14 protein-coding genes are annotated in these 20,178 nt (G+C 64.8%); 10 read left to right on the top strand and 4 right to left on the bottom strand.

What is annotated here, in order from left to right; translation table 11 throughout:
* Positions 1 to 385, top strand: a 385-nt coding sequence (locus ACLFKU_RS13025) for a transposase (protein ID WP_410849357.1), incomplete at its 5' end; no start/stop codon positions are given.
* Between the two features lie 1,284 nt (positions 386 to 1,669).
* On the opposite strand, the gene ACLFKU_RS13020 is transcribed toward ACLFKU_RS13025, so the two are convergent.
* The gene (locus tag ACLFKU_RS13020; RefSeq protein WP_410849356.1) at positions 1,670 to 2,011 is read right to left on the bottom strand and encodes a transposase; all 342 of its coding nucleotides are present in this window, start codon (positions 2,009 to 2,011) and stop codon (positions 1,670 to 1,672) included.
* A gap of 101 nt (positions 2,012 to 2,112) precedes the next feature.
* On the opposite strand from ACLFKU_RS13020, the gene ACLFKU_RS13015 reads away from it, so the two are divergent.
* The 4 genes from ACLFKU_RS13015 to ACLFKU_RS13000 all read left to right on the top strand — a co-directional run bounded on the left by ACLFKU_RS13015 (position 2,113) and on the right by ACLFKU_RS13000 (position 6,587).
* Complete coding sequence (locus tag ACLFKU_RS13015; protein ID WP_410849355.1) at positions 2,113 to 2,655, top strand: hypothetical protein; 543 nt, start codon at positions 2,113 to 2,115, stop codon at positions 2,653 to 2,655.
* A 939-nt stretch (positions 2,656 to 3,594) separates the two neighbouring features.
* Positions 3,595 to 4,224: a TetR/AcrR family transcriptional regulator gene (locus tag ACLFKU_RS13010; protein WP_410849354.1), complete on the top strand. Its 630-nt coding sequence runs from the start codon at positions 3,595 to 3,597 to the stop codon at positions 4,222 to 4,224.
* Positions 4,225 to 4,280: 56 nt separating this feature from the next.
* Positions 4,281 to 5,834 carry an MFS transporter gene (locus tag ACLFKU_RS13005; RefSeq protein ID WP_410849353.1) on the top strand — a complete coding sequence of 518 codons (1,554 nt, stop codon included), beginning with the start codon at positions 4,281 to 4,283 and terminating at the stop codon, positions 5,832 to 5,834.
* Between the two features lie 483 nt (positions 5,835 to 6,317).
* A complete protein-coding gene (locus ACLFKU_RS13000; RefSeq protein WP_176123714.1) occupies positions 6,318 to 6,587 on the top strand; it encodes a YodC family protein in 270 nt (89 codons plus the stop codon).
* Between the two features lie 78 nt (positions 6,588 to 6,665).
* Here the strand turns inward: ACLFKU_RS13000 and ACLFKU_RS12995 are convergent, their stop codons facing one another.
* Positions 6,666 to 6,977, bottom strand: a complete 312-nt coding sequence (locus ACLFKU_RS12995; RefSeq protein WP_410849352.1) for a superinfection immunity protein — start codon at positions 6,975 to 6,977, stop codon at positions 6,666 to 6,668.
* Positions 6,978 to 7,145: 168 nt separating this feature from the next.
* On the opposite strand from ACLFKU_RS12995, the gene ACLFKU_RS12990 reads away from it, so the two are divergent.
* The gene (locus ACLFKU_RS12990; RefSeq protein ID WP_368583816.1) at positions 7,146 to 8,606 is read left to right on the top strand and encodes a M20 family metallopeptidase; all 1,461 of its coding nucleotides are present in this window, start codon (positions 7,146 to 7,148) and stop codon (positions 8,604 to 8,606) included.
* 90 nt (positions 8,607 to 8,696) lie between these two features.
* A complete protein-coding gene (locus tag ACLFKU_RS12985; protein WP_368583730.1) occupies positions 8,697 to 9,800 on the top strand; it encodes a malate/lactate/ureidoglycolate dehydrogenase in 1,104 nt (367 codons plus the stop codon).
* Positions 9,801 to 9,818: 18 nt separating this feature from the next.
* On the opposite strand, the gene pdeR is transcribed toward ACLFKU_RS12985, so the two are convergent.
* Both pdeR and ACLFKU_RS12975 read right to left on the bottom strand, forming a co-directional pair.
* Positions 9,819 to 11,822 carry a cyclic di-GMP phosphodiesterase gene (gene pdeR / locus ACLFKU_RS12980; protein ID WP_410849351.1) on the bottom strand — a complete coding sequence of 668 codons (2,004 nt, stop codon included), beginning with the start codon at positions 11,820 to 11,822 and terminating at the stop codon, positions 9,819 to 9,821.
* Positions 11,823 to 12,027: 205 nt separating this feature from the next.
* Positions 12,028 to 16,569, bottom strand: a complete 4,542-nt coding sequence (locus ACLFKU_RS12975) for a DEAD/DEAH box helicase (protein ID WP_410849350.1) — start codon at positions 16,567 to 16,569, stop codon at positions 12,028 to 12,030.
* A gap of 271 nt (positions 16,570 to 16,840) precedes the next feature.
* Between ACLFKU_RS12975 and ACLFKU_RS12970 the strand changes: the two genes are divergently transcribed.
* From ACLFKU_RS12970 to ACLFKU_RS12960, 3 genes are all read left to right on the top strand, one after another.
* The gene (locus tag ACLFKU_RS12970) at positions 16,841 to 17,896 is read left to right on the top strand and encodes an aldo/keto reductase (RefSeq protein WP_410849349.1); all 1,056 of its coding nucleotides are present in this window, start codon (positions 16,841 to 16,843) and stop codon (positions 17,894 to 17,896) included.
* A gap of 213 nt (positions 17,897 to 18,109) precedes the next feature.
* Positions 18,110 to 19,099 (top strand): YncE family protein, encoded by a 990-nt coding sequence (locus ACLFKU_RS12965; RefSeq protein ID WP_410849363.1) that lies wholly within the window; start codon positions 18,110 to 18,112, stop codon positions 19,097 to 19,099.
* 20 nt (positions 19,100 to 19,119) lie between these two features.
* Positions 19,120 to 20,124 (top strand): sterol desaturase family protein, encoded by a 1,005-nt coding sequence (locus ACLFKU_RS12960; RefSeq protein WP_410849348.1) that lies wholly within the window; start codon positions 19,120 to 19,122, stop codon positions 20,122 to 20,124.
* Positions 20,125 to 20,178 lie beyond the last annotated feature (54 nt).

Genomic DNA, 20,178 nt, shown 5'->3' with positions numbered 1-20,178 from the left:
ATACAGGTACACGTCCTTTGAGAGTGCCAATCTGCTGAAACTGCGGACCTACTGGAGCAGCGCCTGTCCGCGCTGTCCGCTCAGAAACCAGTGCACGCCGGCTCCTTACCGGCGCATTCGCCGGTGGGAACACGAAGCGGTACTCGAGAGAATGCAACTCAGACTTGATCGCCAGCTTGACGCCATGACAATACGACGTCGAACGGTCGAACACGTGTTCGGCACACTGAAGCACTGGATGGGCTCAACCCACTTCCAGACGCGCAGGCTCGGGTACGTATCGACTGAAATGAGCTTGCATGTGCTGGCATACAACCTCAAGCGCGTCATCAGGATTCTCGGATTTGCAAAGACATTGCGAGCGATGAAGCTGGCAGGCGTGTGATCTCACGCCTGACCATGATTGCTCGCATAACGCGATCCGGTCAGTCGCTGGCAAACCGGAACTGCGCAGACGCGGTCTCACAGGTGCTCTTCCGGCCTGCCGGCCCAGACGTTTTTACACGGCCTCGGCCAGTTTCGGTCGCTCGACATCACCCGGTAGATCGTCGACACTTCACACAGGAAAACACTAGCAGACGGTATGGGATGAGGAAGACACTGGGTTACCTTCACGAAGTTTGGCTTTGCCCGGACGGGCACGGTAACGCTCTTCCCGCGTGCATCGCGTATGGGCCGGACGGAGATGGCGCTCGGGCTCTCAATGAGCCGGGTAGTGAATGGGTCTGGACGTTTTGGGCGTCGTCACAAGCAGAGGCGATGAGCATTTACTACGACTTCATCGGCTATGGAAAATACACTCCCCAATACGACGACGATCTGCTCCGCTATCCGCAAGCCTGGTATGAGCGTCAAGCCGCGTACTTGAAGCGCACGTGACCGACGCGTGTTCACCTGCGTTCGAGCATACCGGCGGTCTCTTTGACGATCATAATTCTTGGCGCTCTGCTCAAACTCCTCCACTGATACCTCGCCGTGAAGCTGAGCATCGTTGGCTGGAAGACCGCTTTCGGTACGCCTGACCGTCTCTTGAGGGTCGAGAGTACGCATTCGCTGAACTCGGTTGCGGCCGTTCGTCGCCCCGTCTCCGCGAACGACCGGTGAGCGACCGCAAGCAGGCATGTCAGCGCCGACACACGACCGTCAGCTTCTATGCGGACCTGTTTGTCAAGCCGTGTTCGCTCGTCAGGTAAACGGACCAGATTTCATCCTGGGACCTTTGGATCGCTGGTGATGTGAAGCGGTCGTGTCGCACGGTGGTTCGATCCTGATCCAAGGTCGGGGTGTGGCGAGCGTTCCAGCCAGTGCCGGAACGAACTTCTATCCGTGCAGTGCATAGACAGCCTGCACCTCATGCAGCATGCGCGCAAGGCGCACTGGCAAACCCCAGTTATCGGCGCGCCCCATCTTTGGCTTCGGTCACCGTGCGGTGACCCGCCGACGGTACGGGCGTGTCGACCTCTGATCATGATGTGTTCTTTGCGATACCACGCGAACGATGTTGACCTGGCACGTCAGGGGACAACAGGTTTGAGCGAGGCCCCGGCCGGGATCTCGCCGTGTTCCAGGTAGCGCCATAGCGCAATGGCAAGACGCCGTGCCAGCGCGACGATGCCCACCCATCGCATGCGCTTGCCGTTGCCCGCAAAGCACCGGTTGAACCACTCAGTCAGGGGGCTGCCGGGCTGCCGGGCTGCCGGCGCAGCCAGCGCCACGCCAGTTCGACGAGCATCGTGCGCGCCCGGTGATTGCCTGCCTTGCTGATGCCCTGTTCGACCTGACTATCTCCGCTGTCGTAGGGAGTAGGTGTCAGCCCGAGACACCCGGCGACCTCGCGCCGGTTGGCGAATCGTCGCCAGCCGAACACTTCCTTGACCAGCACCCAGGCGCTTTTGGAGCCGATCGCACGCAGCCGCGCCAGTTGTGCCACCAGCGGGTGCTTGATCTGTTGCCTGACCAGCGCCAGTCGCGCGCTCTCACGCTCGATCTCGCCGCATAGGATGGGCGGCACCTGCTCCGGTGGTTGGCCCACCAGCGTGCCCAGTCGCGCCCGCCAATGATGACCTGCGGACGCACGTTGTGCAGCACGAGCAGTGAGCGGATGCGATTCATGTGGGCGATGCGCTCCTGGGTCAGCCGGGCGAGTTCGCGGTGCGTGCGGCGAGCGTCTTCCTGCTCGGGCGTGGGCTCGCGCAGCATCGCCCACACGCGCTCGCCGGCGTGATGGCGCCTGAGCATGGCAAGCAGCTTGTCACCATCGAGGCGATCGTTCTTGGGCCGCCTTGCGCGTCGGTTCACTTCGATGCTGGCAGCATCAACCACGACGTTGTTGATGCCTTGCCCGCTCAACCAGCGGTGCAGCCACCACCCGTCGCGCCCGGCCTCATAGCAGGAGTGAACCTTGGCCTTCGGCTCGAGGCCGCAACGCTCCCTGGCTCGACGTGCACAGTCGAGTACGGCAGCGGTGTCACCCGCGTGCACACTATAGCGGCTCGGGCCGTGCCGACCATCGCTGGCGGTCAGCTTCCAGGATTTGTCGCCGAGCTCGAAGCTTATGTACAGTTCGACCTCGATCGCCGTATTCTCGGCTTGTGGGACTGCTTGGTTCGTGGGCATTTCCGTCTCCTTCGCACAGAGTTGGAAATTCCGTTTTAGCTAAACGGACCTTTCTCCGGTAGTCCCACAAAGCATCTTTGGCCGAGGACGAGTCCATTGACGAAGGCCCGGTATGGCCGTTGCACTCTGATACCTGCCGCTGGAACCGCGGCGACCCGATCGTGGGCAAGGGGGCGACTGCCGGCGGAGGGGGCCGACGGTGTGGCCAACTCCCGCGCTGGCCACGCGTGCAGATGCCGGGCCAACAAAAAAAGCCCGCGCGCGGCGGGCCCCGAAGCCATGTGGAGACATGGAGGAAACGGATCCGGTCTGAACCCTGACGCAATCCTCTGCATGCCCTGGGTGAAAGACCGCGGCACGGGACCCGGCCCGCGTGTCACGACCGGGCAGGGCGGTCCTACGCACCGGGGACGGGGAAAGCCCCGGTTGCGATGCGGGCAGGCCGGCGAGGGCGGGGCGGGCCGTGATAAGCGGCGTTATCACACTCCTGCCTTGACTGACGACTTGATGATGAACCCTGCGCGATCGCCGCTGGGGTCTGCCATCTGATTCTCCGCGTCATTTGCCACGCCGCGACGGACAGTCTGAAGGATTGCCTCCGACTAACGGCCACTGAGACCTATATTTGATTGAACCGCGGCGAGCCTTCGCGGTATGCGTTTTTAGTGGGGCCACGCAAACGGAGTTTGACTGCCCCCAAACAGGGATCGGGTCCGACGCCAGATTAGACCTGGACGCGTTCGGAGTGAAGCGGGATGCGGAAAAAGTACCTCGCGTCGATGTCTTCACTCCGCTTTCAATTTCGCGAGTCTTTTGTCCGCACGACCGCACGGTTTTTGAGTCTATTGCAGCTTTTTCCCCTTCTATTGTGCAGGGATACCGACGCGAATAGGCCTACGGAAGGCCTTCCTTGATTTATTGAATATTCAGTCATAATATCCACAGACCGACGCCAACGCAGCAACGAGGTCATCGCAATTGAGTCATTCCAGGCAAGCCGCGAAAAAAGCCGGCGAAACATCTCAGCGGGGCCGTCCGCGCGAGTTCGACACGGACACCGTGCTGGCGAACGCAAGCCAGGTGTTCTGGGATCACGGCTACCACGCGACGTCGATCGACGATCTGTGCAAGGCCACCGGTCTGCTGCGCGGCAGCCTGTACGGCGTGTTCGGCGACAAGCACGGCATCATGCTCGCCGCGCTCGAGCATTATTCGGAAGGCGCGGTCGCACGGCTTGCGCAGCGACTGAGCGCGACGGCTGATCCGGCGCAGGCGTTGCGCGATGCGCTGCTGCACTACGCGCGGGTATCGTGCGGGTTGAGCGGCCGGCGCAGCTGTTTCATCACGAATACGACGCTCGAAATGCAGTCCGATGACGAAGTGCTGCGCGCGCGCGTCGCCGCGATTCAGCGCCGCATGGCGACCTTGCTCGCGGCGGCGGTGATTCGCGGGCAGGCGAGCGGCGCGTTCGATTCGACACTCGACGAAAAAGCAGTCGGCGATTTCCTGTTATGCGTGATGCAGGGCATGCGGGTCATGGGACGGGTCGCGCATGAGCAAGACGCGCTGATCGATATCGTCGATGTGGCGATGCGCGCGCTGGTGTAGCAGCTCGTTCGCGAACGCAGCTGCAAAATTTTTAACTATTTCTTGAACGTTCGGTCATGAAAAGCGAAGCAATCAAGTCCGCTCCGGCGGCATTCGGTGGATCCGCTAGCGGCGCGGCGAGCGCGGCCGGGGCCGTGACCGGTCCTGGACCAGCGATGGCAGGCATGGCTGTGGCCGCCAAAGCGGCGGCGCCCGGCTTCCCGCGCCAGGCGCTCGCGCTCGCGGTGCTGTTTGTCGGCGCCTTTCTCGCGCCGCTCGATTACTTCATCGTCAACCTCGCGCTGCCGTCGATTCGCACGGGCCTCAACGCGAGCGACGCGCAACTGCAACTCGTCGTCTCGGCTTATGCGTCCGCCTACGCGGTGCTGCTGATCACGGGCGGCCGCCTCGGCGATCTGTTCGGCCGCCGTCGCATGTTCATGACGGGCATGGCGGCATTCGTCGTCGCGTCGGCCTTGTGCGGCTTCGCGACGAGCGGCCATATGCTGGTGATCGCGCGCATCGTGCAAGGCATCGCGGCCGCGGTGATGGCGCCGCAAGTGCTCGCGACGATTCGCGCGGTCGTACCGCTGCATCAGCAGACGCGCGTGATGAGTCTGTATGGTTTCGTGTTCGGCTTGTCGTCGATCGTCGGGCAGCTCGGCGGCGGCGCGCTGATTACGTATCACCCGTTCGGGCTCGACTGGCGCGTGATCTTTCTGATCAACATTCCGATCGGCATCGCGGCGTTCATCGGCACATGGAAGTTCGTGCCGGAGAACCAGCCGGCCACGCATACAGGCGTCGATCTGAAGGGCGTCGCGCTGCTGTCGGCAGTGCTGTTGCTGCTGATCTATCCGATGACGCATGGCCGCGAAGCCGGCTGGCCCGCGTGGACCTTCGCGATGTTCGCGCTCGCGGTGCCGGTGTTCGCGCTGTTCGTCGCGACCGAGCGGCGCGTCGAGCGCGGCGGTGGCCATCCGCTCGTCGATCTGCAACTGTTCCGCAATCGCGCGTTCGCGCTCGGTCTGGTGCTCGCGTTCCTGTTCTATTGCAATAGCGCGTTCTTCCTGACCTACGGCATCTTCCTGCAGACCGGCCTGCACTGGACGCCGCTCGCGTCGGGCATCGCGATCATGCCTTTCGCGCTCGGCTTCGTGATCGGGCCGCTGACCTCGCCGGCCGTGGTCAAGCGCATCGGCGCGCATGTGCTGACGCTCGGTTTCTCGATGATGACGCTCGGCTTCACCGTGACCGGCTGGTCCGCGACCCGATCCGCGACGCCCGATCTGCTGTTCTACTGCGGGCTGGTGTGCGCGGGTGTCGGACATGGTCTGCTGTTGCCGTCGATCATGCGCATCGTGCTGCAGGAGGTGGTGCCCGAGAAGGCGGGGCTTGCATCGGGTGTGGTGTCGTCGACGCTGCAGATCGGCTCCGCGTTCGGCACCGCGGCGGTCAGCGGCGCGTTCTTCGGCGCGCTCGGTGGCAGCGCGGCCCCCGCGTCTTATGCACACGCGTTTCAGCTGAGCCTCGCCATCAATGCCGCGCTGATGTTCGTGTGCATCGGCCTGAGCGTGCTGCTGGTCCGGCATCAGCAAAGCGTACGGCGCTCAGTCGCTCCGGCAGTTTGAAATTAAGCCGCTGGTAATCGTTTTCATTTGCTGGCTCGCTCGGAAAATCGTTCAATTTGAACGAAGCGGTATAACGAACTACACGGCATTTACCGGCGATCTACTCGTTCACAGGTAATTCTGATTTAGATCAAACGGGTCTTTCTGATTAACCGCTCAACGCTATCGCGTCAGGTTTTCTAATCAGACGAAACCCGTCTCGTATTTCCTACCGGCCTGCAAGCGGCCTGCAGTAACTGTTGCATTTGTGCGGTAGCGCACATAGGGTTAGCCGCAACGTTTTCGCCGGAGAATGTTTCAGAATGCCGGGAACTTAAACCATTGGGCATCAACCCCGGTTCCGTGAAAACGGTATCAATAAAAAGCGCTTGCCGCGTTTAAATTCGATTGTTAATCTGTCTAAACTTTAGAGTACCCATTCAACAGGTCGAAGTCGATAAAGCCGGGCTCAAGTTAAAAACGCTCAAGATAGGGGGACCCAAGATGCTGACCGCTACCATTGACGCATTCCAGACAACATCCGCCGCCTTCAATGTGGGCGACGTCGTCAAGTTAAAAGAAGGTGGCCCGCGCATGACCGTCACGTACGCAGGTCCGGTCGCGCGCAATCCGGGCGACTGGCTGATCTGCGAGTGGTTCGACGAACACGGCGAACTGCGTCATGAAACCTTTGCCGCGCAAGCGGTGCGCGCGGAACCGCGCTCCATTCCGGCGGGCTCGGTACAGTGGAGTCGCATCGGGCGCGCGGCCTGAATGACGCACGTGCGCTTCAATCAATCCGTTTCCTGTTGTTCGTGTATTGCTCGTATTGCTGGAGCCGCCCGAATCGTTTCAGCGCTCGGGCCGGTCGCGCGCGGCCTCGCGTCGCCGCCCGCGCAGCGTCAGTGCCGATGAAAACGCGCGCAAGGTCGATATCTTGCGAGTCTCGACGATGTCGCTCGCAAGGGTCTGCGCCGGATTCGGCTGTAGCGCCCAATACAGCGCGAGCACCCAACCAAGCACGGTCCAGCCGAGGCAGGCGTTAAATAGCGCGAGCGTCAGCACGTCACGACGCTTGCGCCGGTCCGCGATGATCGCCGGCAGAAAATACAGCGCTAGCGCGAACGCCGCGCCGAGGGCCTGAACGGCCACGTTGCCACCCATAAAAGCTCCTGATGCGCGAGGCATGTAGTGATTGTCGCGCGAATGGCCGCCGCCCGCCGCGCACCCTGCGCGTTGCAGTCGCCACCCAATTACCGCAAGGGGTTCAGCCCGACACGCATCGGGACTATGATGATCGTTTCGACCGAACAGTACTTCACGGACCCGATTATGATCAACGACGACACGACCCAGCAGGCCCAACTCAACCCGGACACGCTACGAGAATTCGTCGAGCGCAAGTGGAACGACGAGATCGTGCCCGCGCTGACGGACTACATCGCGGTGCCGGCGAAGAGCCCGGCGTTCGATCCCGACTGGGCGAAGCATGGTTACCTTGAGCGCGTGATCACCGACGCCGCGAAATGGGCCGAGCAGCAACCGGTGCGCGGCCTGAAGCTCGAAGTGATCCGCCTGCCGGGCCGCACGCCGGTGATCTTCTTCGAGACCGCCGCGACGCGCTCGGGCAGCACCGAAACCATCGTGCTCTACGGCCACCTCGACAAGCAGCCCGAGTTCGATGGCTGGCGCAACGACCTCGGTCCGTGGACGCCGAAGCTCGAGGACGGCAAGCTGTACGGCCGCGGCGGCGCGGACGACGGCTACGCGATCTATGCGAGCCTGACGGCGCTCGCCGCGCTCGATGCGCAAGGTGTCGAGCGTCCGCGTTGTGTCGGGCTGATCGAAACCTGCGAGGAGTCGGGCAGCTACGATCTGCTGCCCTACGTCGACGCGCTGCGCGAGCGGCTCGGTAACGTCGGGCTGGTCGTGTGTCTCGATTCGGGCGCGGGCAATTACGATCAGCTATGGCTGACCACGTCGCTGCGCGGACTCGTCGCCGGAGATCTCGAAGTGCAGGTGCTCGACGAGGGGATTCACTCGGGGGTCTACGGCGGCATCGTGCCATCGAGCTTCCGCATCATGCGGCAACTGTTCGATCGTCTCGAAGACTCCGCGAACGGCACGCTGCTGCCGAAGGGTTTTCATTGCCCGGTGCCGGCCGATCGTCTGCGCGAAGCGGAGGCTGCCGCGAGGATTCTCGGCGATGACGTGTGGAAGAAGATGCCGTGGGCGTGCGGGCAGGACGGCCGTCAAGTGCTGCCCACCACGACCGATCCGCAGGAGGCGCTGCTCAATTCGACGTGGCGTCCGTCGCTGTCGGTGACGGGCGCGGCCGGCTTGCCCGCGCTCGCCGACGCCGGCAACGTGCTGCGTCCGCGCACCGCGTTCAAGCTGTCGCTGCGTCTGCCGCCGACCATCGAAGCGGAAAAGGCCGTCGCCGAACTGAAGGCGCTGCTCGAATTCGATCCGCCGTACAACGCAAAGGTCACGTTCAAGCCGGATGCGGGCGCGGCGAGCGGCTGGAACGCACCGGAGGTCGCACCGTGGCTGGCCAGCGCGCTCAGCGACGCATCGCGTCAGCACTTCGGCGCCGATGCCGCGTACATGGGACTCGGCGGCACGATCCCGCTGATGAACGTGCTGAAGGCGGGCTTCCCGAAGTCGCAGTTCATGGTGTGCGGCGTGCTCGGGCCGAAGTCGAACGCGCATGGACCGAACGAATTCCTGCACGTACCGTACGGCAAGAAGCTGACGGCCGCGGTTGCCGAAGTGATCGCGGCGGCGCCGTGAGTTGTCGCCTCGTTTGAGTGGGGCTCGGGTGCGACCCGGGCCCGTTGTTTACTGATGCTCCCTTCCGTTCGAACCACACCGACACGCTGAATGAGCGACTCCCAGACTGCCCAAACCAACACGCCCCGGATTCCGGCCGATCAACTGCATGCCTACGTCAGAGCGATCTGGGAGCGAGCGGGCAGTGCGCCGCGCGAAGCGGAGCTGATCGCCGATCATCTGGTGGCCGCGAATCTGACCGGGCACGACTCGCATGGCGTCGGCATGATCCCGCGCTATGTCGAATCGCTCGCCGACCAGCAACTGCAACTCAATGGACATGCCGACGTCGTCAAGGACGCGGGCGCGGTGCTGACCGTCGAAGGCGGCAAGGGCTTCGGTCAGGTGATCGCGTTCGAGGCGATGGAGCGGGGCATCGAGCGCGCGCGGCGGCTCGGCATCTGCGCGGTGGGCTTGCGCGGCGCGCACCATATCGGCCGCATCGGGCATTGGGCCGAGCAGTGCGCGCGCGCCGGTCTGGTGTCGTTCCACTTCGTCAACGTGGCGGGCGATCCGCTCGTCGCGCCGTTCGGCGGCGCGGACCGCCGCATCGGCACGAATCCCTTCTGCGCCGCTTATCCGCGCCCCGGCAAACCGCCACTCGTGCTCGACTTCGCGACCAGCACGATCGCGTTCGGCAAGACGCGCGTCGCGTATAACCAGGGCAAGCACACGCCACCCGGGGCGCTGATCGATCACGAAGGCATGCCCACGCTCGAACCGAAAGTCATGCACGAAGCGCCGTTCGGCGCGCTGACACCGTTCGGTGGCCACAAGGGTTTCGGGCTCGCGGCGATGTGCGAGATTTTCGGCGGCGCGCTGTCGGGCGGCTTCACGACGCACGCCGACACGCTCTGTACCACGCACGCGATCATCAACTGCATGTTGTCGGTGATCATCGATCCAGCCGCATTCGATGCGCCAGATGCGCAAGCCGAAGCCGATGCGTTCCTCGCGTGGGTGAAGGCGTCGCCGCTCGCGGCGGGCACCGAGCGCATCTACGAACCCGGAGAGCCCGAGCGCGTCACGCGCGCGCAACGCGAGGCCGCCGGCATTCCGATCGACGCCGCTACGTGGGCGCAAATCCACTCCGCGGCGCGCGCCGTCGGGATGAGTGCGGACGAAGTGGCAGGCTGGTCCGCGCGCCTCGGCTGAAGCGCGCGACGGCAAGGCTCAGGCGATTAGCCTGAGCTTGCGCCGATCGAGCAGCCAGCGCTCGAACTCGGTGGCGGGCATCGGCCGCGCGTACAGGAAGCCCTGCACGTAATCGACGCCCAGGCCCTTCATGAAGGCTTCTTCCGCTTCGGTTTCGATCCCCTCGGCGACGACCTGGAAATCGAGTTCCTGCGCGACCGCGACCATCGAGCGCACCAGCGCCTGTGCCTTCATGTCAGCGTGGATCGAGCGCGTGAAGCTGCGGTCGAGCTTGATCACGTCGAGCGGAATACGGCCGAGTTGCGACAGCGACGAGTAGCCGGTGCCGAAGTCGTCCAGATGCACCTGCGCGCCGAGCTGGCGGAACTGCTTGATCAGTTCGATCGCGGCCGCTTCGTTTTCGATCAGACAGCTTTCGGTCAACTCGAGATCGATCAGGCATGGATCGAGACTCGCATGCTGCAACGCCTCGGTGAAATGGCGGACCACGGCCGTATCCGTGAGCTGTCGCGCCGACACGTTAATCGCGACGCGCAGATCATAGCCGGCCGCCTTCCAGCGGGCCGCCTGTTTCGCGGCGGTCTCCATCACCCAGCGGCCGAGCACGCCGATCAAGCCGGATTCCTCGGCATAACGGATGAATTCCGCAGGCATGATCTGCCCGCGCTCCGGCGAGTTCCAGCGCACCAGCGCTTCCGCGCCTTGCACGGCGCCCGTGGCGAGGTTCAGCTTCGGCTGATAGTGCAGCGCGAACTGGCCTTCCTCGAGCCCGCGGCGCAGATTCGTGTCGAGCCACATGAACTCAGCGACGCGACGGTTCATGTCCGGCGAAAACACGCGATGCGTGCGCTTGCCTTCGTCCTTCGCGACGTACATTGCGGTGTCGGCCGAACGGATCAGCGATTCGAGGGTTTCGCCGTGCTCGGGCCAACGCGCGATGCCGATCGAGCAGCCGGTGTAGACCTCGACGAGCCCGACCGCGAACGGCATGCGCATGCGATCGAGAATGCGCTGCGCGGTGTTTTCCAGGCCATGCGCGGAGCCCTTCGCGGCGAGCACGATGAACTCGTCGCCCCCGAGACGCGCGAGCGAGTCGCCCGGATTCAGACAGTTGCGGATCGCGTCCGACACATCGCAGATCAGCCGGTCGCCGAACACGTGGCCGTAGTGATCGTTGACCTTCTTGAAGTTGTCGAGATCGAGAAACAGCACGCCGATGGTTTCGCCGGGCGCGGCCTGCTCGATCGCGATCTGGATGCGCTCCTGGATCGCATTGCGATTGGCGAGGCCTGTGAGCGGGTCGGTGGTGGCCTGCTCGATCAGACGGTCTTGTGCTAGCCGTTGCTCGGTGATGTCGGTACCCGAGCAGATCAGGAACTGGTCTTCGATGCCGCTGCCGCTGCGCACGAACTTGTTGCGAAACAGGAATAGCCGCTCGCCATGCACCGTTTTGATGCGCCGTTCGATCTCGTACGGTTCGCCACGGTTGAAGAAGTGCGCGCTGACCTGGTTCGAGACCGCGCCGTCGTCGGACGACATGAACAGCGTCCAGACGCTGCGGCCGATGATGTCCTCTTCCTTGAGCCCGGTCAGCTCCTCGGCGAGCCGGTTAAAGCGCTGTATCCGGCCGTGCCGGTCGACGATGACGACGACCGAATTGACCTCGGAGACGACCTGTTCGGCGAACGACAGACCGTGCAGCAGTGCGCGCGCGACGGATTCGGTGTCGGCATGGGTCGAGGCGGTGCCGCCCCAGCGATGACAATCGAGTTTCTTGCCGACCAGATGCAGCCGCAGCGGCGCGGCGTCCAGCTGCACGTCGACGACTACGTGCGAGGTGACGCCGCTCAGCGCGCGGACCTGGGAGGCTTGGGAAGAGGTGAGGGGAATGGCGACGCCGACAGCCGCGTGGCCGTGGGCCGGCACGATTTCCAGCGTGTCGCTCGCCGCCGCAAGGCGCCAGCGAGGGCTGCTCGTGCCGAACCGCGCGTGAAGCACCTGGTCGTGTAGCTCGTCGCTCATGAAATCCCCGGAGAGTGCCGGCGGTCCGTATCAAGGCGGGCGGCGGCAGACGGTCTTCCTCATACTAAAGTGAAACTGCCCCATTGTATCTAAGCGTGACAATTCGAGCGAAGAAACATTAACGTTTTGCTAACCCTGGGCACGGGCCGGCGCGGCCGCGCGCGGCGGCATGAGGGCGTGGCGAAACGACGCCACGGTGACGTCGTTAGAAGCGATGTGTGAGCAGCGCGCGGGCGCGTTCGCGCTCGATCGGATTGGCGTCGAGCGCCGCGTCGAACCAGAACTTGCCGGCCACCAGCGTGGCCGCCGCCACGCCGTCGCGATACAGCACGCGGTTGCCGGCCACGGCCGGCACCTTGTCGCCGACCAGCAGCGTGCCGACGAGATTCAGCGGATCGGTTCCCGCGACGCAGATCAGTGCACCGTCGTTCGCTTGCCGCCGCACCTCGCGCAGCAGCGGAATCGCCTCGGGCAGCGCGAACTGTTCGCCCGCGAGCCCGTTGACGAAACGCCCGCCGCGGATCACGCCGCGCGCCTCGAGCCGCTGCAGCACGCGCAGCAGATCGCGCCACGGCGGCAGCCATTCGGCCTCGCGTTCGAGCACGCGCCAGAACACCACGCCGTAGCGGCGCAACAACGTCATCGCGACGTGTTCGAGCACCTCGGGCGGCAACTGACTCCGTCGCTCGGACGGATGTTCCGGCGCGACGGCGGACGGGCGGCTTACGAGCGCCCAACGCCCGGCGTCGTCCATGCCGCCGATCAGCGCACTCGTTCGCGCGCGCCGGCTGCTGGAAAACGCGTTGCGTTTGGCGACCGGCTTGAGCAACGCGCGCAGACCCGCGAAGCTGTCCGAGTTCGCGAGGCCGGCCGCGACCAGCTCGCCGAGCGCGTTTTCCAGCTCCATGCGCAGCACGCGCACCTCGGCGAGCAGTTCGTCGAAGAACATCGCGCCGTGTTGCGCGAGCGTGTCGTGCACGCTTTGCGCGAGTGCCGACAACTCGACCTGACGCGCCGGATCGAGCAGCGCGCGCCACGCGCGCAACTGCGCGCGCGGCAGCAGCACGATCGGCGTGCCGCGGACCGGACCGGCTGCGCCGCGCGCCCGCTCGGTCAGGCGGGTCCAGACGATCTTGCCGGCGCGGCATAGCTCATCGAGCGAACTGCTGGTGTAGGCGCGCACCCGCGCGGGCAGGATGTCCTCCTCCCATGCGCCGGCCGCGGCCTGGAAGCCTTCGAGCTGGTCCAGCGCGGCGGCGAGCGCGTCGCGGCCTTCGGCGCGCGTGGTCGGCGTCAGATGCTGCCATTCGAACAGGAAGCGCATGAAGTCGTGCCGCTCGACCGGCTCGATCTCACGCCGCAGCCGCTTGACCGTGTAGCGGTGGATGCGTGCGAGCAGGTGTCGCTCGCACCATTCTTCGTGGCTCGTGTGCGGCGTGAAGCGCCCGCGCAACAGATAACCTTCGGCTTCGAGACGGATCAGCGCCGGTTCGATCCGGTCGGCCGGCAAACCGAGCGGGCGCGCGATCGCGTCGACCGTCTGCGGGCCGAAACCGGTCAGCCGCGCGCGCAGCACGTCCACGAGCGCGTCGTCGGCGCTCCAGCTTTCGGTGTAGCCCTTCGGCGCGCTCAGCGGCGGCTCATAGCGACTACGCGCGATGCCGGGGTAGAGCGCTTCGAAGCAGGTCACGCGTTCGGCGGGCAGCCACAGTGCGCCTTCGCTGACGTTGTGGTTGCCCGTGCTTGCGTCTGCTTGCGCGGCCAGCGGCAAGCGCGTCGCCCGGCCGGCTTTCGCCAATGCCGCAAGCAGGGTGGGCCAATCCTCCTGTGTACGCGCCTCGGTTTCTGTGATGCACGCAAGGCCCGTCAACGCTTCGTGCATTTCGTCGGCGTTGCGAGCTTGTGGCCAGGCCTCGTCGCGCACGCTGTCGATCGCGGCGGCGTCGAGCGCGCCGAGATCGTCGGCGCTTTCCGGGTCGGTCCAGCGGCGGGTCAGCACTGCCTGGGTGCGGCGCTCCTCGATCGGCGCGTCGTCCAGATACGCATAGGGCTTCGCGGTCAGGATTTCGGCGGCGAGCGGCGACGGCGCCGGCAGGTCACGCGCGACGAGCCGCAGCTCGCCGCGCTCGATCTGGCGTAGCAGCGCGAGCCAGCGTTCGCTGTCCATCGCGTCGTGCAGGCAGTCGTCGATGGTTTGGTCGACTAATGGGTGGCGCGGCACCTTGCGTTCGCCGACGATGTTCTCCAGACACGCGGCCTGCTCGGGAAACACGCTTGCGAGCAGATCCTCGCTGCGCATGCGCTGCAGTTGCGGCGCGGTCTTGCGTCCGCCCGTGTAGCGCGGCAGGCCGAGCGAGGTCGTCGCGTTCCAGCGCCAGCGCACGCCGAACAACGGCGCATCGAGCAGCGCCTGGATCAGCAGATGCTCGGCGCTGTTCGAATGCAGATAGCGCCACACATCGTCGAGCACGAACGAGTGGCTGCCGGTCAGCGACAGCACGATCGCGTCTTCGGTGGCCGCGGCCTGCAGCTCGAAGTTGAAGCTGCGGCAGAAGCGCTTGCGCAGCGCGAGCCCCCACGCGCGATTCACGCGGCTGCCGAACGGTGAGTGGATCACGAGCTGGGTGCCGCCCGATTCGTCGAAGAAGCGCTCCATCACGAGCGTGCTCTGCGTCGGCAGCACGCCGAGCGCGGCGCGGGCGCGCGCGAGGTATTCGACGATCTGGCGCGCGGCCGGTTCGGTGAGCGCGAGGTTGTCGGCGAGCCAGGCGATAGCGTGGTCGAGACGCGGCGCGGCGGGCTCGCGTTCGCTTGCGGCTACGGCGGTTGCCGTTGTTGCTTGTGTCTCGCTCTCCGTCAGCAAGGCTTCGACCTGCGCGCGCAATCTCGCGACCGCGAACGACAGCTCGTCGCTGCGTCCTGGCGCCTCGCCGAGCCAGAACGGAATGTTCGGCGGCTGGCCTTGCGCATCCTCGACCCGCACGCGGCCGCTTTCGATGCGCAGAATCCGGTACGACGCGTTGCCGAGCTGGAATACGTCGCCGGCGAGGCTTTCGACCGCGAAGTCCTCGTTGACGGTGCCGATATTGAGCGCCTGCGGTTCGAGCACGACCGCGTAATCGGCGTTTTCGGGAATCGTGCCGCCGGAGGTCACCGCGACCAGCTTGCCGCCGCGCCGGCCGCGCAAGGTGCCGCTAACCGCATCGCGATGCACATACGCGGCACGCGGACCGTGGCGGCTCGTGTAGCCATCGGCGAGCATGCGCAGCACCGCGTCGTATTGCTCGCGCGGCAGATCCGCGTACGGCGCGGCACGCCGCAGCATCTCGAACAGCGCATCCTCGCTCCACTCGGCGCTCGACACCTCCGCGACGATCTGTTGCGCGAGCACGTCGAGCGGCGCGCGCGGGATGCGCAACGCATCGAGCTCGCCACGCCGCACGCAATCGAGCAGCGCCGCGCATTCGAGCAGATCGTCCCGCGAGACCGGAAACAGCCGCCCCTTCGGCATGCCGCCGACGTGGTGCCCCGAGCGGCCGACGCGTTGCAGGAACGGCGCGATCGCGCGCGGCGAACCCATCTGGCAGACGAGATCGACGTCGCCGATATCGATGCCGAGTTCGAGCGACGCGGTCGCGATCAGCACGCGCAGCTCGCCGCGTTTCAGGCGCTGTTCGGCGTCGAAACGATGTTCTTTCGCGAGGCTGCCGTGATGCGCGGCGACCGCGTCCTTGCCGAGCCGCTCGGTCAGATGGCGGGCGGCGCGCTCGGCCATGCGGCGCGTGTTGACGAAGACGAGCGTCGTGCGATGCTGCGCGACCAGCTCGGCGAGCCGGTCGTAGACGCGCTCCCACACTTCGTTGGCCATCACCGCTTCGAGCGGCACCGGCGGGATCTCGAGCGCGAGGTCGCGCGCGCGAACGTGGCCGACGTCGATCACCGCGCATTCGGCCGGCACGTCGCTATCCAGACTCGCGCCGCCGACCAGAAACCGCGCGACCGCGCTGACCGGTTTTTGCGTCGCCGACAGGCCGATACGCGGCAGGCGTCGCTCGCAAAGCGCGTCGAGCCGCTCGAGGCTCAGCGCGAGATGACTGCCGCGCTTGCTGCCCGCGAGCGCGTGAATCTCATCGACGATCACCGTGCGCACCGTCGCCAGCATGCGGCGGCCCGAATCGGAGCCGAGCAGCACGTACAGCGACTCGGGCGTCGTCACGAGAATGTGCGGCGCGCGTTTTTTCAGCGCGTTGCGTTCCTGCTGCTTGGTGTCGCCGGTGCGCACGGCGGTGCGGATGTCGAGCGGCGGCAGGCCGAGCGCGTCGAGTTCGGCGGCGATGCCTTGCAGCGGCAGTTGCAGGTTCAGACGGATATCGTTCGACAGCGCCTTCAGCGGCGACACGTAGACGACCAGCGTTTCGTCGGGCAGCGCGCCGTCGTTCGCGAGGCCTTGCGACACGAGGTCGTTCAGCGCGGACAGGAACGCGGTCAGCGTCTTGCCGGAGCCGGTCGGCGCGGCGACCAGCGTCGAGCGGCCGCTGCGGATTTGCGGCCAGGCGGCCGCTTGTGCGTCGGTCGGGGCGGTGAAGGTTTTCTGGAACCAGTTGGCAACGGCCGGGTGAAAGCCGGCGAGCGCCTGCGGGGCTGGCGGTAAGGCGGGTGCGACGGGCTGCGCCGCGCTCGCAGTGGAGCGGGCCTTGCGGGAGCGGGGCGCCGCGTCGAGTGCGGCGGAAGTTTTTGCCGAAGTCATGCTCGTGTAGATGAGGGCGGCGCGGGGGATATCCAGTGGGGGCGGCTGGATCAGTACCCGCTAATGTCGCCCGTTTTTGCGGTTGCGGGCCATTCGACGCTGACGACGCAATAGCGGTCAGTCTCGCAGGTTTTCGGCGCTCGTGTGCGGCGCGTTGGGCGTTGCGTAACTGCTGGAATTCGTAGTCTCGCCGCGTGCGCCCGTCCTGCCAGCCTCCGGCATTTGCAGTACGCTTCACAATTCTCCCTGTCCCCACGATGGAGCGTCGACGATGCGATATAACCAGTTGGGCCGTACCGGTGTGTTTGTATCGGAGTTGTGTTTGGGCACGATGACCTTCGGCGGTGGCGAAGGCATCTGGCGGCAGATCGGCGATCTGCAGCAAAGCGACGCGGAGCGGCTGGTCGGCCGGGCGCTCGACGCGGGCATCAATTTCATCGACACGGCCGACGTCTACTCGGGCGGCCTGTCCGAACTGATCACGGGCAACGCGCTGAAAAACCTGAAAGTGCCGCGCGACAAGGTCGTGATCGCGACCAAGGTGTTCGGCCAGACCGGCGAGTTCGCCAACGCGCGCGGTGCGTCGCGCTATCACATCCTCGACGGCATCAAGGCGAGCCTGAAGCGTCTACAACTCGATCACGTCGACCTCTATCAGATCCACGGTTTCGATCCGGCCACGCCGATCGAAGAGACCGTGCGCGCCCTCGATACGCTCGTGCAGCACGGCCACGTGCGCTATGTCGGCGTGTCGAACTGGGCCGCATGGCAGATTGCGAAGGCGCTCGGCATCGCAGAGCGGCTCGGCGCCGCGCGCTTCGAAACGCTGCAGGCGTATTACACGCTCGCGGGCCGCGATCTCGAACGCGAACTCGTGCCGATGCTGCAAAGCGAAGGCCTCGGCCTGATGGTATGGAGTCCGCTCGCGGGCGGTTTTCTGAGCGGCAAATACGGACGTGAACAGCAGGGCGAAGCGGGCAGCCGTCGCACGACTTTCGATTTTCCGCCGGTCAATCGCGAACGCGCGTACGACTGCATCGACGTGATGCGCGAGATGGCCGCGGCGAAGACCGTATCGGTCGCACAGATCGCGCTGGCGTGGCTGCTGCATCAGCGTGTCGTCAGCACGGTGATCGTCGGCGCGAAGAAAATCGAGCAGCTCGACGACAACATCGCGGCGACCAACGTCGCGCTATCCGCCGATGAGCTCGCGAAGCTCGCCGAGGTCAGCGCGCTGCCAGCCGAGTATCCGGGCTGGATGCTGGAGCGGCAGGGCGAGCAGCGCCGGCAACAACTGGCCGAGGTTCGGCACGTCGTGCAGCGATAGCGCGACGGCGTTCTCGCGAACGCTGAGGAAAGCCTGAATCGTCTTCGTTGGGCCGCGCGAATTTGATGCTCGCGCGGCGGCGACGGTCATCACATTTGCCACGCGATTGCGCGTAGACTTCATACGGCAGGTCGTCTTCCGCATCGGCCGCACCGATGCCCACGTGTCGTATTTCAGACTCCTATCCGGTTCGTGACATTCGCATTCGCTTCGATTACAAAAGCCTGCGCTTTCGCGGCGTTGACTTGCTGTTCGCTGACAACGCCTCATCTCGCCCACGCCGCCGACAACGTGATCGTGCTCGACTCCGGCGAAGCGCAGCTCACGTTGATCGATCCCGTCACCCACAAAGTGATCGGCACCGAGCCGACCGGTAAGGAACCGCATCATCTGATGATCACGCCCGATGGCCGTTCGCTGATCGTCGCGGATGCGATTTCGAACGACCTGATGTTCGTCGACCCGCACAGCGGCCAGGTGCAACGCCGTGTCGAGGGCATCGAAGATCCGTACCAGCTCGGCTTTTCGCCCGACCACAAGTGGTTCGTCACCGCGGGCCTGCGGCTCGATCGCATCGATATCTATCACTACGATGGCGAGAGCGTGACGCTCGCGAAGCGGATTGCGCTCGCGAAGACACCGAGCCACCTGACCTTTTCAGCCGATAACCGCACCGTGTTCGTCACGCTCCAGGACACCGGCGAGGTCGCGGCGATCGATCTGCCGACACAGTCAGTGTCGTGGAAGCTGCATGTAGGCAAGACGCCAGCCGGACTCTGGATGACGCCGGGCGATCGTTATCTGCTCGTCGGCATGACCGGTGAAGACAATGTCGCGGTGGTCGACTGGAAAAACCGCCAACTCGTGAAGAAGATCCACACGGGCCGCGGCGCGCACAACTTCCGCAATCTCGACGATGGCCAGCACATCGCCGTGTCGAATCGCGTGGAGAACACGATCAGCATTCTCGATTACAACACGCTGACCAAAGTGGCCGACATCACCGGTTTGATGCCGGGCCCTGACGACATGGAACTATCGGCGGACCGGCGCTATCTATGGGTCACGTTCCGCTTCGCGAGGCACGTCGGCGTCATCGATCTGAGCACGCATCGGCTGGTGGATACGATCGCGGTGGGGCGCTCGCCGCACGGACTGTATTTCGCCAACCGCGCGCCGGTCTACGCACCCAATCCCGACTGAGGCAACCCGAAAGGCTTTACATGTTTCACGAACTCGCCGCTCAACTCGACATCGGCATCTCAGCCCTGCAGACGCTGCTGTACGTCGACGTGGTCCAGCCGATCTTCTACCGCTTCAATCTGATGGGCTACGACGAAGACACTTACGACGCGCTCTACTGGGTGATCGTCGGCGCGTTGCAGATAGTCGTGTCGTATCTGCTGTTGCGCCCGCTCGAAGCGCTGCGCCCGGTAGAGACTTGGGCGGACCGCAGGGCGCTGCGCGCGGACGTGATCTACACGTGGATCGCCAAGCTCGGCATCATCAATCTTGCATTCTTCTTTCTGCTACAGCCGTTCTTCAACCATTGGCAGAGCCTGATGGCGATCCACGACGTGCCCAACATCGAGGTCGATGATTTGTGGCCGGGCGTCACCGATCAGCCGCTCGTGTCGTTTCTGATCTACCTGATCGCGCTCGATTTCGCCGGCTACTGGTATCACCGCTGGCAACATCGGTTCGGCGTGTGGTGGGAACTGCATGCGGTTCATCACAGCCAGCGGCAGATGTCGCTGTGGGCCGACGACCGCAATCACTTTTTAGACGACATCTTGCAAGCGGTGTTTTTTGCGGCCATTGCGCTATTCATCGGCGTGCAGCCAAACCAGTTCGTCGTGCTCGTCGCGCTCGGCAATTTCATGCAGAGCGTGCAGCACGTGAATGCGCGCCTCGCGTATGGATGGCTGCTCGAACGGCTGATCGTGAGCCCGGCGTTTCATCGGCGTCATCATGCAATTGGCTATGGCCACGAAGGCACCCGCTACGGCTGCAACTTCGGCGTGCTGTTCCCGTGGTGGGACATGCTGTTCGGCACCGCGTCGTGGGCGCGCGCCGTCGAGCCGACCGGCATCCGCGATCAGTTGCCCGCGCCGCATGGCACCGCGCGCTCGTATGGGGATGGGCTGATCGCGCAGCAGTGGTACGCGTTCGGCCGCATCGCCGCGCGGCTGCGTGGCCGGCACGGTGCGGGCGAGATCAATCCGTGAAGGTCGGTGCGAACCGAAAAATGGCCGCGGAGCACCTCCGTCAGGTTATCCGCG

Origin of the sequence: Paraburkholderia sp. EG304 (genome assembly GCF_046543485.1) — a bacterium.
Taxonomy (GTDB): Bacteria; Pseudomonadota; Gammaproteobacteria; order Burkholderiales; family Burkholderiaceae; genus Paraburkholderia; species Paraburkholderia youngii.
Note: the sequence above shows the minus strand (reverse complement) of the source record. Positions and strands in the feature narration are given on the sequence as shown.

What these genes read in the sequence shown, in the direction of transcription:
- ACLFKU_RS13005 (WP_410849353.1), top strand. Translation starts at nt 4,281, where the DNA reads ATGAAAAGCGAAGCAATCAAGTCCGCTCCGGCGGCATTCGGTGGATCC.
- ACLFKU_RS13000 (WP_176123714.1), top strand. Translation starts at nt 6,318, where the DNA reads ATGCTGACCGCTACCATTGACGCATTCCAGACAACATCCGCCGCCTTC.
- ACLFKU_RS12995 (WP_410849352.1), bottom strand. Translation starts at nt 6,977, where the DNA reads ATGGGTGGCAACGTGGCCGTTCAGGCCCTCGGCGCGGCGTTCGCGCTA.
- ACLFKU_RS12990 (WP_368583816.1), top strand. Translation starts at nt 7,146, where the DNA reads ATGATCAACGACGACACGACCCAGCAGGCCCAACTCAACCCGGACACG.
- ACLFKU_RS12985 (WP_368583730.1), top strand. Translation starts at nt 8,697, where the DNA reads ATGAGCGACTCCCAGACTGCCCAAACCAACACGCCCCGGATTCCGGCC.
- pdeR (WP_410849351.1), bottom strand. Translation starts at nt 11,822, where the DNA reads ATGAGCGACGAGCTACACGACCAGGTGCTTCACGCGCGGTTCGGCACG.
- ACLFKU_RS12975 (WP_410849350.1), bottom strand. Translation starts at nt 16,569, where the DNA reads ATGACTTCGGCAAAAACTTCCGCCGCACTCGACGCGGCGCCCCGCTCC.
- ACLFKU_RS12970 (WP_410849349.1), top strand. Translation starts at nt 16,841, where the DNA reads ATGCGATATAACCAGTTGGGCCGTACCGGTGTGTTTGTATCGGAGTTG.
- ACLFKU_RS12960 (WP_410849348.1), top strand. Translation starts at nt 19,120, where the DNA reads ATGTTTCACGAACTCGCCGCTCAACTCGACATCGGCATCTCAGCCCTG.